The 16,280-nt window shown below is 64.8% G+C and carries 14 protein-coding genes; 12 read left to right on the top strand and 2 right to left on the bottom strand.

All coding sequences use genetic code 11. The annotated features are described in order from the left end of the window. The first annotated feature begins 20 nt into the window (after positions 1-20). Positions 21-2,300: a phosphoenolpyruvate--protein phosphotransferase gene (gene ptsP, locus AC1RMG_RS23210; protein WP_011064072.1), complete on the top strand. Its 2,280-nt coding sequence runs from the start codon at positions 21-23 to the stop codon at positions 2,298-2,300. Positions 2,301-2,373: 73 nt separating this feature from the next. Here the strand turns inward: ptsP and AC1RMG_RS23215 are convergent, their stop codons facing one another. Continuing rightward, the gene (locus tag AC1RMG_RS23215) at positions 2,374-3,120 is read right to left on the bottom strand and encodes an NRDE family protein (RefSeq protein WP_011064071.1); all 747 of its coding nucleotides are present in this window, start codon (positions 3,118-3,120) and stop codon (positions 2,374-2,376) included. 123 nt (positions 3,121-3,243) lie between these two features. Here AC1RMG_RS23215 and AC1RMG_RS23220 point away from each other — a divergent pair, with 123 nt between their 5' ends. From AC1RMG_RS23220 to AC1RMG_RS23235, 4 genes are all read left to right on the top strand, one after another. Further along, positions 3,244-4,026 carry a sulfite exporter TauE/SafE family protein gene (locus AC1RMG_RS23220; RefSeq protein ID WP_026020005.1) on the top strand — a complete coding sequence of 261 codons (783 nt, stop codon included), beginning with the start codon at positions 3,244-3,246 and terminating at the stop codon, positions 4,024-4,026. An 81-nt stretch (positions 4,027-4,107) separates the two neighbouring features. Beyond that, a complete protein-coding gene (gene lgt, locus AC1RMG_RS23225) occupies positions 4,108-4,917 on the top strand; it encodes a prolipoprotein diacylglyceryl transferase (RefSeq protein ID WP_011064069.1) in 810 nt (269 codons plus the stop codon). Between the two features lie 46 nt (positions 4,918-4,963). Next, entirely contained in the window at positions 4,964-5,935 is a 972-nt protein-coding gene (locus tag AC1RMG_RS23230) for a thymidylate synthase (RefSeq protein WP_015637397.1), read from the top strand. A gap of 176 nt (positions 5,936-6,111) precedes the next feature. After that, entirely contained in the window at positions 6,112-6,699 is a 588-nt protein-coding gene (locus AC1RMG_RS23235; protein ID WP_169892457.1) for an undecaprenyl-diphosphatase, read from the top strand. A 15-nt stretch (positions 6,700-6,714) separates the two neighbouring features. Here AC1RMG_RS23235 and cadR read toward each other — a convergent pair whose 3' ends face one another. Then, positions 6,715-7,164 (bottom strand): Cd(II)/Pb(II)-responsive transcriptional regulator, encoded by a 450-nt coding sequence (gene cadR, locus AC1RMG_RS23240; protein WP_011064066.1) that lies wholly within the window; start codon positions 7,162-7,164, stop codon positions 6,715-6,717. Between the two features lie 88 nt (positions 7,165-7,252). Between cadR and AC1RMG_RS23245 the strand changes: the two genes are divergently transcribed. From AC1RMG_RS23245 to AC1RMG_RS23275, 7 genes are all read left to right on the top strand, one after another. Then, complete coding sequence (locus tag AC1RMG_RS23245; RefSeq protein ID WP_493170356.1) at positions 7,253-9,616, top strand: heavy metal translocating P-type ATPase; 2,364 nt, start codon at positions 7,253-7,255, stop codon at positions 9,614-9,616. Between the two features lie 16 nt (positions 9,617-9,632). Next, positions 9,633-10,496, top strand: coding sequence for a LysR family transcriptional regulator (locus tag AC1RMG_RS23250; protein ID WP_011064064.1), 864 nt, complete (start codon positions 9,633-9,635; stop codon positions 10,494-10,496). Between the two features lie 157 nt (positions 10,497-10,653). Further along, complete coding sequence (locus tag AC1RMG_RS23255) at positions 10,654-11,730, top strand: putative 2-aminoethylphosphonate ABC transporter ATP-binding protein (protein WP_011064063.1); 1,077 nt, start codon at positions 10,654-10,656, stop codon at positions 11,728-11,730. Position 11,731: 1 nt separating this feature from the next. Then, positions 11,732-13,456: a putative 2-aminoethylphosphonate ABC transporter permease subunit gene (locus tag AC1RMG_RS23260; RefSeq protein WP_493170358.1), complete on the top strand. Its 1,725-nt coding sequence runs from the start codon at positions 11,732-11,734 to the stop codon at positions 13,454-13,456. A gap of 50 nt (positions 13,457-13,506) precedes the next feature. Next, complete coding sequence (locus AC1RMG_RS23265; RefSeq protein ID WP_493170360.1) at positions 13,507-14,532, top strand: putative 2-aminoethylphosphonate ABC transporter substrate-binding protein; 1,026 nt, start codon at positions 13,507-13,509, stop codon at positions 14,530-14,532. Positions 14,533-14,591: 59 nt separating this feature from the next. Further along, positions 14,592-15,725, top strand: a complete 1,134-nt coding sequence (locus tag AC1RMG_RS23270; RefSeq protein WP_011064060.1) for a TIGR03364 family FAD-dependent oxidoreductase — start codon at positions 14,592-14,594, stop codon at positions 15,723-15,725. Next, positions 15,725-16,276 carry a phosphonate degradation HD-domain oxygenase gene (locus AC1RMG_RS23275; RefSeq protein WP_011064059.1) on the top strand — a complete coding sequence of 184 codons (552 nt, stop codon included), beginning with the start codon at positions 15,725-15,727 and terminating at the stop codon, positions 16,274-16,276. Before AC1RMG_RS23270 ends, AC1RMG_RS23275 begins: the two co-directional genes overlap by 1 nt. The last annotated feature ends 4 nt before the right edge of the window (positions 16,277-16,280 follow it).

Raw genomic sequence — 16,280 nt, forward strand, 5'->3', positions numbered from 1 at the left:
ACGGAGTTCGACCCCGAGCCATGCTCAATACGCTGCGCAAGATCGTCCAGGAAGTTAACTCCGCCAAGGATCTCAAGGCGGCGTTGGGGATTATTGTATTGCGCGTCAAAGAGGCCATGGGCAGCCAGGTCTGCTCGGTCTATCTGCTGGACCCGGAAACCAACCGTTTCGTCCTGATGGCCACCGAGGGCTTGAACAAGCGCTCCATCGGCAAGGTCAGCATGGCGCCCAACGAAGGCCTGGTAGGCCTGGTGGGCACTCGCGAAGAACCCCTCAACCTGGAAAACGCCGCCGACCACCCGCGCTATCGCTACTTCGCCGAAACCGGTGAGGAGCGTTACGCCTCGTTCCTCGGTGCGCCGATCATTCACCACCGCCGGGTGGTGGGCGTGCTGGTTATCCAGCAAAAGGAGCGGCGCCAGTTCGACGAAGGCGAAGAAGCCTTCCTGGTGACCATGAGCGCCCAACTGGCCGGGGTTATCGCCCATGCCGAGGCCACCGGTTCGATCCGTGGCCTGGGTCGCCAGGGCAAGGGCATTCAGGAGGCCAAGTTCGTTGGCGTACCGGGCTCGCCCGGCGCGGCGGTGGGCAGCGCGGTGGTGATGCTGCCGCCGGCCGACCTGGATGTGGTGCCGGACAAGCACGTCACCGACATCGACGCCGAACTGGCCCTGTTCAAGAGCGCCCTGGAAGGGGTGCGGGCCGATATGCGCGCGCTGTCGGAAAAGCTCGCCACTCAATTGCGCCCTGAAGAGCGCGCGCTGTTCGACGTCTACCTGATGATGCTCGACGACGCCTCCCTGGGCAGTGAAGTGAAGGCCGTGATCAAGACCGGGCAATGGGCCCAGGGCGCGTTGCGCCAGGTGGTCACCGATCACGTCAACCGTTTCGAACTGATGGACGATGCCTACCTGCGCGAGCGGGCCTCGGACGTCAAGGACCTGGGCCGCCGGCTCCTGGCCTACCTGCAGGAAGAGCGCCAGCAGACCCTGGTCTATCCCGACAACACCATCCTGGTCAGTGAGGAACTGACCCCGGCCATGCTCGGCGAAGTGCCGGAAGGCAAGCTGGTGGGCCTGGTCTCGGTGCTGGGTTCGGGCAACTCCCACGTGGCGATCCTGGCCCGGGCCATGGGCATCCCGACGGTGATGGGCCTGGTGGACCTGCCGTACTCCAAGGTCGACGGCATCCAGATGATCGTCGACGGCTACCACGGCGAGGTCTACACCAACCCCAGCGACGTGCTGCGCAAGCAGTTCGCCGATGTGGTGGAAGAAGAACGGCAACTGGCCCAGGGCCTGGATGCCCTGCGCGACCTGCCCTGCATCACCCCCGATGGCCACCGCATGCCGCTGTGGGTCAACACCGGCCTGCTGGCCGATGTAGCCCGGGCGCAGAAGCGCGGGGCCGAAGGCGTGGGCCTGTATCGCACCGAAGTGCCGTTCATGATCAACCAGCGCTTCCCCAGCGAGAAGGAACAGCTGGCGATCTATCGCGAACAGCTGGCGGCCTTCCATCCGCAACCGGTGACCATGCGCAGCCTGGACATCGGCGGCGACAAGTCGCTGTCGTACTTCCCGATCAAGGAAGACAACCCCTTCCTTGGCTGGCGCGGGATCCGCGTGACCCTCGACCACCCGGAGATCTTCCTGGTACAGGCCCGGGCGATGCTCAAGGCCAGCGAAGGCCTGAACAATTTGCGCATCCTGCTGCCGATGATTTCCGGCATCCACGAGCTGGAAGAAGCCTTGCACCTGATCCACCGGGCCTGGGGCGAAGTGCGCGATGAAGGCACTGACGTACCGATGCCGCCAGTGGGGGTGATGATCGAAATCCCCGCCGCGGTGTACCAGACCAAGGAGCTGGCGCGCCAGGTGGACTTCCTCTCGGTAGGCTCCAACGACCTGACCCAGTACCTGCTGGCGGTGGACCGCAACAACCCACGGGTGGCCGATCTCTACGACTACCTGCACCCGGCGGTGCTGCAAGCGCTGCAGAACGTGGTGCGTGATGCCCATGCCGAAGGCAAGCCAGTGAGCATCTGCGGCGAGATGGCCGGTGATCCGGCGGCGGCGGTGCTGTTGATGGCGATGGGCTTCGACAGCCTGTCGATGAACGCCACCAACCTGCCGAAGGTGAAGTGGATGCTGCGTCAGGTCAGCATGACCAAGGCCAAGGAACTGCTGGCGGAAATGATGACCATCGACAACCCGCAAGTTATCCACAGTTCGCTGCAACTGGCGCTGAAGAAACTCGGGCTGGCGCGGATGATCAATCCGGCTTCGAGCAAGACCCTGTAACCGGGTTGTTTTCTTCGCCGGCAAGCCGGCTCCTACCGAAGCGTTCGTGGGAGTCGGCGTGCCGGGGAACGCTTCAGACCTTCAGTTCGACCTCTCCCAGATGCCCGCCATAGGGGCCGAAGCTACGCTCCAGCAGATGCCGCGAGCCATCGGCGTGGACGATCAGTGCCGTGCTGGCTCGTGTGCCGTAGCTGGGGCTGGCGATGAACACGCTGGACAGCAGGCTTTCGGTGGCCAAGCCCACTCCGGTGTCCGGCAGGTCGGCGAAGGGCGCTGTCTGCGGGTCGCTCAACAGCGCCAGCAGTGCCTGGGGCTGTGGATCATGCAACACCTCCTGCAACGCCGCCCTGGCCTTGAGCAGCTTGGGCCAGGGCGTATCCAGCCCGGCATTGGAAAGGCCGTAGACCCCAGGCTCCAGCCGTTGCGGCTGCGGGTCCCGAGCGTTGTAGTGCCACAGTTGCTCGGCATTGCCCAGCAGCAGGTTGAACCCGGCGTACTCCACCGAGCGCCCGACTACATCGCGCAAATAATCATCCAGGGGCACGTCGCCGGCGAGAAAGCGCGCCACCAGTTCACCCCGCGAGCGCCGCGCCGGAGGCTGGTGCGGGTTGCGGATATTGGTCAGGGCGGCAAAGCGGCCCTCGGCGCCGACCCCGAGCCAGGTGCCGCCGGCTTCCAGGTCGCGACCGGCGTGGATCTGCGGCAGTTCCGGCCACTGCCCCAGGGGCAGGCTCGGCCGCGCGTAGAATTCATCACGGTTGGCCGCGACGATCAGTGGCTGAGCATGACCCGGCCGCCAGGCGAAAACGATCAAGCACATTAAGGTGGCCCCCTGTGTGTTTTTGCCCACTTTACGCACAGATCCGGCGGGTATCCATCGCCATCCAGTGGAGTCCGGGGCGGCGCTTCCGTTACCATGCCGATCTATTTTTCGGATGCTCCCATGGAATTTCTGCTCTATCTGCTGCTGGGCGCCTGTGCGGGCGTGCTGGCCGGGCTGTTCGGCGTGGGCGGCGGGATCATCATAGTCCCGGTGCTGGTGTTCAGCTTCACCCTGCAAGGCTTCGATGTCTCGGTGCTGACCCATCTGGCGGTCGGCACCTCCCTGGCCAGCATCATCTTTACCTCGGTCAATGCGGTGCGCGAGCACCATCGGCGTGGCGCTGTGCGCTGGCCGATCTTCGCCTGGATGACCGTGGGTATCCTCCTGGGCGCCGGTTTCGGCGCACTGACCGCCGAGGCGATCTCCGGCCCGCACCTGCAGAAAATCATCGGTGTGTTTGCCCTCGTGGTGGCCCTGCAGATGACCCTGGAGCTCAAGCCCAAGGCCAGCCGCCAGGTGCCCGGCAAGCTGGGCCTGACGGCCGCCGGCGGTGTGATTGGCTGGGCCTCGGCGATCTTCGGCATCGGCGGTGGCTCCCTCACCGTGCCTTTTCTCACCTGGCGCAGCGTGCCCATGCAGCAGGCGGTGGCCACCTCATCGGCCTGCGGTTTGCCCATTGCCCTGGCCAGTGCCTTAAGTTTCATGATTCTGGGCTGGCATGATCCGCTGCTCCCGGCCCATAGTCTCGGTTTCGTTTATTTGCCGGCCCTGTTGGGCATTGCCCTGACCAGCATGGTGTTCGCCCGCATCGGCGCGCGCCTGGCCCACAAACTGTCGCCACGCCTGTTGAAACGCATGTTCGCCGCGCTACTGTTCTGCGTGGGGCTCAGCTTCCTGTTCTGAGTGGTGACGCAATCCTGGCTTAATCCTGGGCTGGCAGTTTGCCCCGGGAATCTGAAGTTCTAACCCTTACGAGGAGTCGCAATGCTGCCTTACCCGCAGATTGATCCGGTGGCCCTGGCCATCGGCCCGCTGAAAATCCACTGGTACGGCCTGATGTACCTGATCGGCATTGGCGGTGCCTGGTTGCTGGCGTCGCGCCGCCTGAACCGTTTCGATCCGACCTGGAGCAAGGAGAAGCTCTCGGACATGGTGTTCTGGATGTCCATGGGGGTGATAGTCGGTGGTCGCCTGGGTTATGTGCTGTTCTACGACCTGAGCGCCTATTTGGCCAACCCGACCCTGATCTTCGAAGTGTGGAAGGGCGGCATGTCGTTCCACGGTGGTTTCATCGGGGTGATGCTGGCGGCCTGGTGGTTCGGCAAGCGCAACAACAAGACCTTCTTCGAGCTGATGGATTTCGTCGCGCCGATGGTGCCGATCGGCCTGGGCGCCGGGCGCATCGGCAACTTCATCAACGCTGAATTGTGGGGCAAGCCCACCGATCTGCCCTGGGCCATGGTGTTCCCGCCGTTCAGCGATCCGGCGCAATTGCCGCGCCATCCCTCGCAGCTGTATCAGTTCGCCCTGGAAGGCGTGGCGCTGTTCCTGATCCTCTGGCTGTTCTCGCGCAAACCCCGGCCGACCATGGCGGTTTCCGGTATGTTCGCCCTGTTCTACGGGATCTTCCGTTTCATCGTCGAGTTCGTCCGGGTGCCGGACGCCCAGTTGGGCTACCTGGCCTGGAACTGGCTGACCATGGGTCAGGTCCTGTGCGTGCCGATGATTCTCGGTGGCCTGGGGTTGATCTGGCTGGCTTATCATCGCGCTCCGGCCAAGAGCGCGGCGCAATAAATTCGAACCCCGGGGCGTGCCCCGGGTTCAAGGATGCAGGTAATTCATGAAGCAATATCTTGATCTGGTGGCCCACGTCATCAACAACGGCACCAAGCAGGCCAACCGCACCGGTGTGAACACCATCAGCTTCCCCGGGGCCATGCTGCGCTACGACCTCAAGGAAGGTTTCCCGGCCATCACCACCCGCAAGATGGCCTTCAAGTCGGCCATCGGCGAGATGGTCGGCTTCCTGCGCGGGGTAAACAACGCCGCCGAGTTTCGTGCGCTGGGCTGCAAGGTCTGGGACCAGAACGCCAACGAAAACGCCCAGTGGCTGGCCAACCCGTTCCGCCAGGGCGACGACGACCTGGGCGAGATCTACGGCGTGCAGTGGCGCAAGTGGCCGGCCTACAAACAGATCAAGACCAGCAACCAGGCGGCCATCGACCTGGCGCTGAGCCAGGGCTACCGGCAGATCGCCGCGGGCGAGGAAGACGGCCAGGGCTACGTGGTGCTGTACAAGGCCATCGACCAGGTGCGCCAGTGCGTCGACACCATCATCAACGACCCGGGCAGCCGGCGGATCCTGTTCCACGGCTGGAACTGCGCCCAGCTGGATGAAATGGCCTTGCCGCCGTGCCACCTGCTGTACCAGTTCCACCCCAATGTCGAGACCCGGGAAATCTCCCTGACCCTCTACATCCGCTCCAACGACCTGGGCCTGGGCACGCCGTTCAACCTCACCGAGGGTGCTGCGCTGCTGAGCCTGATCGGCCGCCTGACCGGCTACACGCCGCGCTGGTTCACCTATTTCATCGGTGATGCCCACGTCTATGAAAACCATCTGGACATGCTCAACGAACAGCTCAAGCGCGAGCCGTTCCCGATGCCCAAGCTGGTGATTTCCGAGCGTGTGCCGGAGTTCGCCAAGACCGGCGTCTACCAGCCGGAGTGGCTGGAGCTGATCGAACCGAGCGACTTCTCCCTGGAAGGCTATGAGCACCACGCGCCCATGACGGCGCCGATGGCGGTCTGAGCATCCAGCTACTGCAGCAAGGGCCGCGCGGCCCTTGTCGATTGATCCTGTTGCCCTTATCGACCTGTGCCCGGAGCCGTTCCGGGCATGGCTGTGCCCGGCGGCCAGCTACGCTCTGAGTAGCGGCCCTGCCAGGTGCGGGGTGTGGTCCTTGTGACATTCAACGTGAGCCCCGAATGGAAGAACTCAATCACAGCCTGTTCCTGGCCATCAACGCCAGTGCCGGGGCGTCCATGCCGATGCGTGCACTGGCGGGTTTTCTCGCGCAATGGGTGGTACTCAGCGTGCCGCTGCTGCTGGTGGTGTTCTGGGTTTTCGGCGAGCGCCGCCAGCGCATGATCGTGTTGCTCGCCGGCCTGAGCATTGTCCTGGCCCTGGTCTGCAACCTGCTGATCCGTGAGCTGTGGTTCCATCCGCGGCCGTTCATGATCGGCCTGGGGCAGAACTTCCTCGCCCACGCGCCCGGGGCATCCTTCCCCAGCGACCACGCCAGTGGCATGTTCGCCATGGCTTTCGCGCTGATCCTGGCCAGCCTGCGCAAGACCGGGCTGGTGATGCTGGGCCTGGCGCTCCTGGTGAGTTGGGCACGGGTCTACCTGGGCGTGCATTTCCCTTTCGACATTCTGGGTGGCTGCCTGGTGGGGGGGCTCAGTGCCTGGCTGGTGCGCCAGGGGCTGGCCTGGCAGCAACTGGACCAGCGGCTGCTGGCGATCCTCGAAGGGGCTTATCTGCGGCTGACGGCCAGCGTTCGGCGCGGCGCCTGAAACCGCGCCAGGGGTTCAGTGCCCGTGGCTGCGCCCGACATGGGAGGGCTCGCTCTCATTGGGGGCCACCGAGCCGCTGACTTCCAGGCGCTGGAGAATTCCGCAGTGCTCAAGGTCCGGGCCCTCGCTGCAGCGCTGGCGCAGGTCCAGCAGCTGTTCCTGCAGGGCCAGCAAGCCGTCGATGCGCGCCTTGACGTGATGGATATGCTCGTCGATCAGGGCGTTGACGCTGGCGCACTGGTCCTGGGGGCTGTCGCGCAGGTTGAGCAGGCTGCGGATCTCCTCGAGGGTCATGTCCAGGCTGCGGCAATTGCGGATAAAGGTCAGGCGCTCGGTGTGGGCCTGGGTGTAGAGGCGATAGTTGCCTTCACTGCGGGCCGGTTCCGGCAGCAGCCCTTCGCGCTCGTAGTAACGGATGGTCTCGACCTGACAGTCGGTGAGTTTCGCCAGTTCGCCAATCTTCATTGCCGTCGTCTCCGAATGGGTGCTTGACCCTATAGTGGCTACAGGGTGTTCACTTGGCAACAAGCACCTTAATTCGGAAGGGACCCTAATGAGCGATTCTCTCCACAGCCCGCGCAAAACCGCGGATCAGCAGCCCCAGGCTGATCACGATCACGATCACGATCACGATCACGATCACGATCACGATCACGATCACGATCACAGCCCTGGCCACAGCCATTCCCATGCGCCCGCGGGCAAGTTGCAGCCGGTCAAGGCACACGATCATGCCGCCCACGGCGCATCCTGCTGCGGTTCCGCCGACCTGGCGCCGTCCAGGGTCACCCTGAGCGAGACCCCGACCGCCGGCGCGCGCTTGAGCAGCTTTCGCATCGAAGCCATGGACTGCCCCACCGAACAGACCCTGATCCAGAACAAGCTGGGCAAGCTGGCCGGGGTCCAGGCGCTGGAGTTCAACCTGATGAACCGTGTGCTGGGGGTGACTCACGACCTGCCGAGCACCGCGCCTATCATCGAGGCGGTCAAGTCACTGGGCATGCACGCCGAACCCCTGGAACAGGAGGGTGACCAAGCCGCGCCTGCCGCAGCGCCCGTGAAGAAGCCCTGGTGGCCGCTGGCCCTGTCCGGTATCGGCGCGCTGGCTGCCGAGGTCATCCATTTCACCAATGCCGCACCCGACTGGGTGATTGCCCTGGTGGCCCTGGTGTCGATCCTCAGTGGTGGCCTGACCACCTACAAGAAGGGCTGGATCGCCCTGAAGAACCGCAACCTCAACATCAATGCCCTGATGAGCATCGCCGTGACCGGCGCCGTGCTGATCGGCCAATGGCCGGAAGCGGCGATGGTGATGTTCCTGTTCACCGTGGCGGAATTGATCGAGGCCCGTTCCCTGGATCGGGCGCGCAACGCCATCAGCGGCCTGATGCAGATGACCCCGGAACGGGTCACGGTGCAGCAGGCAGACGGCAACTGGAGCGAACAGGAAGCGAAAAACGTCGAACTGGGCGCACGGGTGCGGGTGCGCCCCGGCGAGCGCATCGGCCTCGACGGCGAGGTCGTGTCCGGCAACTCCACCATCGACCAGGCGCCGATCACCGGTGAAAGCCTGCCGGTGGAAAAAACTGTGGGCGACAAGGTTTTCGCCGGCACCATCAACCAGGCCGGCTCCCTGGAATACCGAGTGACTGCCGCCGCCAACAATTCGACCCTGGCGCGGATCATCCACGCTGTGGAACAGGCCCAGGGCGCCCGGGCTCCGACCCAGCGCTTCGTTGACAGCTTCTCGAAAATCTACACCCCGGCGGTATTCGCCTTCGCCCTGGCGGTGGCGCTGATTCCGCCGCTGTTCATGGGCGGCGTCTGGTTCGACTGGATCTACCGCGCCCTGGTGCTGCTGGTAGTGGCTTGCCCCTGCGCCCTGGTGATCTCCACCCCGGTGAGCATTGTCAGCGGCCTGGCGGCTGCCGCGCGCAAGGGCATCCTGGTCAAGGGCGGGGTCTACCTGGAAGGCGGCTACAAGCTCGACTACCTGGCCCTGGACAAGACCGGCACCATCACCCACGGCAAACCGGTGCAGACCGACTTCCTGTCCCTGGACCCGCTGGCCCAGGACACCGCCCCGGCCCTGGCCGCAAGCCTGGCAGGGCGTTCCGACCACCCGGTGTCCCTGGCCATTGCCCAGGCGGCTGTGGATAAACAGTTGGCCATGCACCCTGTGGATAACTTCGAGGCCCTGACCGGCCGAGGCGTACGCGGCGAGATCAACGGCGAGCTGTACCACCTGGGCAACCATCGTCTGGTGGAAGAGCTGGGCCTGTGCTCCCCGGCTTTGGAAGAAAAACTCTTCGCCCTGGAGAAGCAGGGCAAGACCGTGGTCCTGCTGCTGGACCGCAATGGCCCGCTGGCGCTGTTCGCCGTGGCCGATACGGTGAAGGAATCCAGCCGCGAAGCCATCCAGCAATTGCATGAGCTGGGGATCAAGACCCTGATGCTCACCGGCGACAACCCGCATACCGCCCAAGCCATCGCGGCCCAGGTGGGTATCGATCAGGCTCGGGGCGACCTGCTGCCCACCGACAAGCTGCAGGCCATCGAAGACCTGTACGCCCAGGGCCACCGGGTGGGCATGGTGGGCGACGGGATCAACGACGCACCGGCCCTGGCCCGCGCCGAAATCGGTTTCGCCATGGCTGCGGCGGGCACCGACACCGCCATCGAGACCGCGGATGTGGCCCTGATGGACGATGATCTGCGCAAGATCCCGGCGTTTATCCGCCTGTCGCGCCAGACCTCGGTGGTGCTCAAGCAAAATATCGTCCTGGCCCTGGTCATCAAGGCGATCTTTCTTGGGGTAACCTTTGCCGGGCTGGCCACCATGTGGATGGCAGTGTTCGCCGACATGGGCGTGAGCCTGTTGGTGGTGTTCAACGGTCTGCGCCTGCTGCGCAAATAAGCAACGAGAGAACCCTGTGCTGAGTGCCGAGCTGAAGGCTTTTTACATGGTCGCCCGCCTGGGCAGCATTACCCAGGCGGCGAAGAAGCTCGGCCTCAGCCAGCCCACGGTGACTACCCAGGTCCGCAACCTGGAGAGCCAGTACGCGGTGGAGCTGTTCTACCGAGGCGGGCGCCGCCTGAGCCTGAGCGATGAGGGCGCGCGCTTGCTGCCGATGGTCAAGGAGCTGCTGCAGAAAGAGTCGGACATCGAATTCTTCCTGCGCAACTGCGGGCAGGTGCAGGGCACGCTGCGCATCGCCGCCACCGCACCGTACTACATCCTCGATCTGGTGAAGACTTTCCGCCAGCGCCTGCCCCAGGTGGAGGTCTCGGTGGAAATCGGCAACTCCCAGCAGGTCCTGGAGGCGCTGGAAGATTACCGGGTGGATGTGGCCGCTTCCTCGCAACTGCTGGAGGATTCGCGGTTGGTCCGCCGGGTGCTGGGCAGCGATCCGCTGGTGCTGGCGGTGCATCGCAATCACCCCCTGGCGGCGCTGGATCACGTGCCCCTCAATGCCCTGGCCGGGCATACGCTGCTGATGCGCGAACCCGGCTCCACCACCCGCAGCCTCACCGAAGGTCTGCTGAAGAACGCCAACGTCAGCTTTGGCCCGCTGTTGGAGATTGGCAGCCGTGAATCGATCCGCGAGGCGGTGCTGCGCAATATCGGCATCAGCATCATTGCCCGCCAGGAAGTGCCCCACGACCCGCAACTGCGGGTACTGACCATCGAAAACGCGCCGCAGATCGCCGAGTACCTGTATTGCCTCAAGGAGCGCAAGAACGCGCGCCTGCCCGCCGCCTTTCTCGGCCTGGCCCAGGAAATGGCTCCCGCCTGAAAGACCTGCATCGGCCATGCCGATGCCTTCGCGAGCACATGATTTACACGTGAACCCAAATCCCTGAATACCACTATCGGTCGTTTTTGCCTTACTGCCATATGACCGACGCATTGCAACTCTAGGATTTGCCTCATCTGCTAGATGAGGTGCGTCCATGAACAACTCCGCTGCAACTGCCCTGAGCAACCCCGGTGCGCCGATGAAGGTGCGCGGTATCCACAAGCGCTTCGGTGCCTTCAACGCGCTGGATAACGTGTCCCTGGACGTCGCCGCCGGGGAGCTGGTGTGCCTGCTGGGGCCGTCCGGCTGCGGCAAGACCACCTTGCTGCGCTGCATCGCCGGCCTGGAACGCCAGGACCAGGGCGAGTTGTACCTCGGGGATCGGGACGTGTCGCTGCTGGCGCCCCAGGCCCGGGACTACGGGATCCTGTTCCAGTCCTACGCGCTGTTCCCCAACCTCACGGTAGAAGCCAACATCGCCTACGGCCTGTCCGGAAGTGGCCGCGAAGAAGCGCGCAAGCGCGTGGCGCAGATGCTGGAACTGGTGGGGCTGACCGGCAGCGAGAAGAAGTACCCCGGCCAGCTGTCCGGCGGCCAGCAGCAGCGCGTGGCCCTGGCCCGTGCCCTGGCACCGGCGCCGTCGTTGCTGCTGCTGGACGAGCCGATGTCGGCGCTGGATGCCCGGGTCCGCGAGCACCTGTGCACCGAGCTGCGCCAGCTGCAGCGGCGCCTGGGGATCACCACCCTGATGGTTACCCACAACCAGGACGAAGCCATGCTGATGGCCGACCGCATTGCCGTGATGAATAACGGCAAGGTCGAGCAGTACGCCACGCCCCAGGAAATCTACGACCGTCCGGCCACGCCGTTCGTCGCCGAATTCGTCGGCCAGGGCAACTGGCTACCCTTCAGCCGCAACAGCGACAGCCATGCCCAGGTTGGCGGCATGAATGTGCGCCTGGCCGACGGCTCGGCCAAGACCGCCTCGGGCCGGCTGTTCTGCCGTCCGGAAGCCATCAGCGTGAATCCGCCGGTGCACGAGGAAAACCTGTTCCCGGCCAAGGTCCGCGAGATCACTTTCCTCGGCAATCGCTGCCGCATGAGCTTCGAGCTCAACGAGCTGCCGGGGCATGCGCTGCTGGCCGAGCTGGCCCCGGAAGCCATGCCGCGTCTGGGCGCCCAGGACATCTGGGTCGCCTTGCCGCCGCGCAGCCTTCAGGTGTTTGCCTAAGATGAGCGTGCCAATGTCCCTGCCGCTACCTGCCAAGCGGGCGCGCCAGGTTTCTCGTGCCGAGATCGGCGACCGTATTTTTGTCGTCGGTGGCAAGGTTCTGCTCCTGGTCCTGCTGGGTGTAGCGGTGCTGTTGCCCCTGTTGGCGATCTTCTGGCGCGGCTTCAGCGCCGAGGCCGGGCAGGGCGGAGGCTGGCTGGCGGCTCGCGAGCTAGTGGCCAGCGAAAACTTCCACTGGTTGCTGGGCAACAGCCTGAAAGTCTCCCTTAGCGTGGCCGCTATCGTCGTGCCCCTGGCCTACCTGTTCGCCTACGCCCTGCAACGCACGCTGATTCCCGGCAAGGGCATCTGGCGCGGCCTGTCGCTGTTGCCGCTGATGGCGCCGTCGATGCTCCCGGGCATTGCCCTGGTCTATCTGTTTGGCAATCAGGGGATGCTGCGTGGCCTGTTCGCCGAGAACATCTACGGCTTCTGGGGCATTGTCCTGGGTGAAGTGATCTACACCTTTCCCCACGCCCTGATGATCCTGCTCTCGGCGCTGTCCCTGGCGGACGCGCGGCTGTTCGACGCCGCGTCGAGCATGGGCGCCAGCCCCGCCAAGGCCTTTCGCAGCATCACCTGGCCGGCCACTCGGCAGGCGGTGTTCGCTGCCTTCTGCCTGGTGTTCACCCTGACCATCACCGACTTCGGCGTGCCAGTGGTAGTGGGTGGCGACTATCAGGTGCTGGCCCTGGAAGCCTACAAGGCGGTGGTGGGGCAGCAGCAGTTCGGCCGCGGCGCGTTGATCGGCATGGTCCTGCTGTTGCCGGCCCTGTTCAGCTTCGGTGTCGACGCCTGGCTGCGCCGGCGCCATGGCGACTCCATGAGCGGCCGTGCCCAGGTATTCAAGCCTGCGCCGTCGCCACTGCGCGATGGCTGCTACCTGGCCATTGTGCTGCTGATCTGCGCGGCCCTGCTGCTGGTGTTCGGCATGGCGGTGTTTTCGTCGCTGGTGAAATTCTGGCCCTACAACCTGTCGCTGTCGCTGAACCACTACCAGTTCAACGACACCGCCGGCGGTGGCTGGCTGGCCTACCGCAACAGCCTGACCATGGCCCTGTGCACGGCGCTGATCGGCAGCGTGGTGATCTTTACCGGCGCCTACCTGATGGAGAAGACCCGCGGCCAGCGCGGCTTGAACCTGGCGCTGCGCATGCTCAGTTTCGTGCCCATGGCGGTGCCCGGGCTGGTGCTGGGCCTGGGCTACGTCTTCTTCTTCAACCTCAATGGCAACCCGCTGCATGTGTTCTACGGCACCATGACCCTGCTGGTGGTGTGCACCATCGCCCACTACCTGACCACCGCGCAGATGACCGCCACCACCGCCCTGCGCCAGCTGGATGCCGAGTTCGAGGCGGCCGCGCTGTCGCTCAAGGCGCCGCTGTACCGGCACTACCTGCGGGTTACCGTGCCGATCTGCCTGCCGGCGCTGCTGGACATCGTGCGCTACCTGTTCGTCTCGGCCATGACCACGGTGTCGGCGGCGATCTTCCTCTACAGCCCGGACACCATCCTCGCCGCCGTCGCCGTGCTGAACATGGACGACGCCGGCAACGTCGGCGGCGCCGCGGCGATGTCGACCCTGATCCTGTTCACTTCGGCCGGCGTCTCGCTGCTCCTGGCCTGGGCTTCGCGCGGCCTGCTGCGCCGTTCCCAGGCCTGGCGCCAGGGCGCGCCGGGCCACTGATGCGCTTCACCCACCCCTACTCTGATCTGCACTCACTAAGGAACCGCACCATGTTCAAGCCCCTGGCTCTTGCCGCTGCCGTCCTCTCTACTGTCAGCCTGAACGCCTTTGCTGCGAAAACCGAGCTGACGGTCTACACCGCCCTCGAAGCCGAGCAATTGAAGTCCTACAAGCAAGCCTTCGAAAAGGCCAATCCGGACGTGGAGATCAAGTGGGTGCGTGATTCCACCGGGATCATCACCGCCAAACTGCTGGCGGAAAAAGCCCGCCCGCAGGCCGATGCGGTCTGGGGCCTGGCCGCGTCCAGCCTGGCGATCCTCGACCAGCAGGGCATGCTGCAAAGCTATGCGCCCAAGGATCTGGGCAAGATTGGCCCGAACTACCGCGACGCCGCCAACCCACCGGCCTGGGTCGGCATGGACGTCTGGGCCGCCACCATCTGCTTCAACACCGTGGAGGCCGAAAAGCAGGGCCTGACCAAGCCGGTGAGCTGGCAGGACCTGACCAAGCCCGAGTACAAGGGCAAGATCGTCATGCCCAACCCGGCCTCCTCGGGCACCGGCTTCCTCGACGTCAGCGCCTGGCTGCAGACCTTCGGCGAGAAGCAGGGCTGGCAGTACATGGATGAGCTGCACCAGAACATCGGCCAGTACGTCCACTCCGGTTCCAAACCCTGCAAGCTGGCCGCCGCCGGTGAATTCCCGATTGGCATCTCCTTCGAGTACCCGGCCGTGCAGCTCAAGCGCCAGGGCGCGCCGCTGGACATTGTCCTGCCGAAGGAAGGCCTGGGCTGGGAAATCGAAGCCACTGCGGTGATCAAGGGCACGCCTCATGAAGAGGCGGCGAAGAAACTCGCCGACTTCTCCGCCAGCCCCGAGGCCATGGAGCTGTACAAGGAAAACTTCGCCGTGCTGGCCCAGCCGGGCATCGCCAAGCCGCAGACCGAACTGCCGGCCGACTACGAGCAGCGCCTGATCAAGAACGACTTTGCCTGGGCCTCGAAGAACCGCGACGAGATCCTCGCCGAATGGCGCAAGCGCTATGACGGCAAGTCGGAAAAGGTTGCCAAGCAGTAGCCGATCAATCGCCTTCGCCGGCTTGCCGGCGAAGGCGCTTCCCATCCAGGAAACAACTCATGACCAATCACAGCGATCTGCTGATCGTCGGCGCCGGCATCCTGGGCCTGTCCCATGCCTATGCCGCCGCCAAACGCGGTCTGCGGGTGCACGTTTTCGAGCGCAGCGCCACGCCGCTGGGCGCTTCGGTGCGCAACTTCGGCCAGGCCCTGGTCACCGGCCAGCCGCCGGGCACCATGCTGGAGCTGGCCAGGGCCAGCCGCGAGATCTGGGCCGACTGGCAACAGTTGGCGGGCCTGCAACTCAAGCGCAACGGCTCTTTCCTGTTCGCCCGCAGCGAAGCCGAGGAGCAGTTGCTCGAAGCCTTCTGCGCCGGGCGTGCGCTGGAGCACGGCTACCGCGTCGAGCTGCTCCAGGGCGCGGCGCTGAATGATCTGTACGGCGGCCAGTTCCGCCATCACCGGGCGGCCTTGCACGGCCTGGACGACCAGCAGCTGTATTCCCGTGAAGCGATCCCGCAGTTGATCGACTACCTGCGCCGGGACCTGGGGGTGCAGTTTCACTTCTCGACCCTGGTGCGGGATATCCAGCCGGGCCAGTTGCGCAGCACCGCCGGCAACTTCCACGCGCCGCGGATCGTGCTGTGTTCGGGGCACGATTATCAGACCCTGCTGGCGGATCAGATCGCTGCCTTGCAGCCGCAGATCTGCCGCTTGCAGATGCTCCGGGCGCGGCCCGAGGCCAATCTCAACCTGCAACATGCCTTGCTGACCGGTCTGAGTTGCGTGCACTACGGGGCCTTCGCCGACCTGCCAGAAGCCGCCGCGGTGCAAGCGCAGATTCTGCGCGAGGCGCCCCATCTGCACGAGCATGGTATCCACCTGTTGATCAGCCCGACTCCCTACGGTGAGCTGATCATCGGTGATTCCCACGATTACGGTAGCGATCCTTCACCGTTCAATGCTGAACAGGTGGACAACTGGCTGCTCGAACTGGCCGAGCAGACCCTGGGTTGCAGGGTCCGGGTGGTGGAGCGCTGGCAGGGTGTCTACGGCGCGCGCGGCCCGGCGCCGTTCTCCTTCCTGGAGGCGGCCCCCGGGGTCCATGTGGCCCTGATGCACACCGGGGTCGGCATGAGCGTTGGCCCGGCCATGGCCGAGGGCAATATCGCCCGACTGCTGGAGGAAGCGTGATGGAGCGGCGACAGCAGGTGGTCGACGAGGTCTTCGGCCTGTACGAGCGTTTCGGCGACTGCGACTACATCGGCGAGCCGGTGTCGCAGATCGAGCACATGTCCCAGGCCGCGCAGTTGGCCCTGGCGGAAGGTTATGACGACGAGGTGGTGCTGGCGGCGTTCTTCCACGATATCGGGCATATCTGCCAGCAGGATGCCGAGAACATGGGCGGCTTCGGCGTGGTCAGCCATGAGCGCCTGGGGGCGGACTACCTGCGCCGGGCGGGTTTCAGCGAACGCCTGGCGCGGCTGGTGGAATACCACGTCCAGGCCAAGCGCTACCTGACCTTCAAGAACCCCGGTTATTACCAGCGGCTGAGCGAAGCCAGCCGGCGCACCCTGGAATACCAGGGTGGGGTGATGAGCGCGGCAGAGGCGGCAGCCTTCGAACTCGACCCGTTGTGGGCGGTGAGTTTGCGCATGCGCCACTGGGACGAGCAGGCCAAGGAAATGTGGGTGCCGGTGATGGATTTGCAGGTGCTCAAGGACAAGGCGCTGGCATTGCTTTAGCGGG

This window comes from Pseudomonas sp. GW822-FHT04H02 (assembly GCF_058800645.1).

Coding starts and splice junctions, on each gene's coding strand:
- AC1RMG_RS23265 (WP_493170360.1), top strand. CDS start 13,507: ATGTTCAAGCCCCTGGCTCTTGCCGCTGCCGTCCTCTCTACTGTCAGC.
- AC1RMG_RS23245 (WP_493170356.1), top strand. CDS start 7,253: ATGAGCGATTCTCTCCACAGCCCGCGCAAAACCGCGGATCAGCAGCCC.
- AC1RMG_RS23260 (WP_493170358.1), top strand. CDS start 11,732: ATGAGCGTGCCAATGTCCCTGCCGCTACCTGCCAAGCGGGCGCGCCAG.
- AC1RMG_RS23235 (WP_169892457.1), top strand. CDS start 6,112: ATGGAAGAACTCAATCACAGCCTGTTCCTGGCCATCAACGCCAGTGCC.
- AC1RMG_RS23230 (WP_015637397.1), top strand. CDS start 4,964: ATGAAGCAATATCTTGATCTGGTGGCCCACGTCATCAACAACGGCACC.
- ptsP (WP_011064072.1), top strand. CDS start 21: ATGCTCAATACGCTGCGCAAGATCGTCCAGGAAGTTAACTCCGCCAAG.
- AC1RMG_RS23275 (WP_011064059.1), top strand. CDS start 15,725: ATGGAGCGGCGACAGCAGGTGGTCGACGAGGTCTTCGGCCTGTACGAG.
- AC1RMG_RS23255 (WP_011064063.1), top strand. CDS start 10,654: ATGAACAACTCCGCTGCAACTGCCCTGAGCAACCCCGGTGCGCCGATG.
- AC1RMG_RS23215 (WP_011064071.1), bottom strand. CDS start 3,120: ATGTGCTTGATCGTTTTCGCCTGGCGGCCGGGTCATGCTCAGCCACTG.
- cadR (WP_011064066.1), bottom strand. CDS start 7,164: ATGAAGATTGGCGAACTGGCGAAACTCACCGACTGTCAGGTCGAGACC.
- lgt (WP_011064069.1), top strand. CDS start 4,108: ATGCTGCCTTACCCGCAGATTGATCCGGTGGCCCTGGCCATCGGCCCG.
- AC1RMG_RS23220 (WP_026020005.1), top strand. CDS start 3,244: ATGGAATTTCTGCTCTATCTGCTGCTGGGCGCCTGTGCGGGCGTGCTG.
- AC1RMG_RS23270 (WP_011064060.1), top strand. CDS start 14,592: ATGACCAATCACAGCGATCTGCTGATCGTCGGCGCCGGCATCCTGGGC.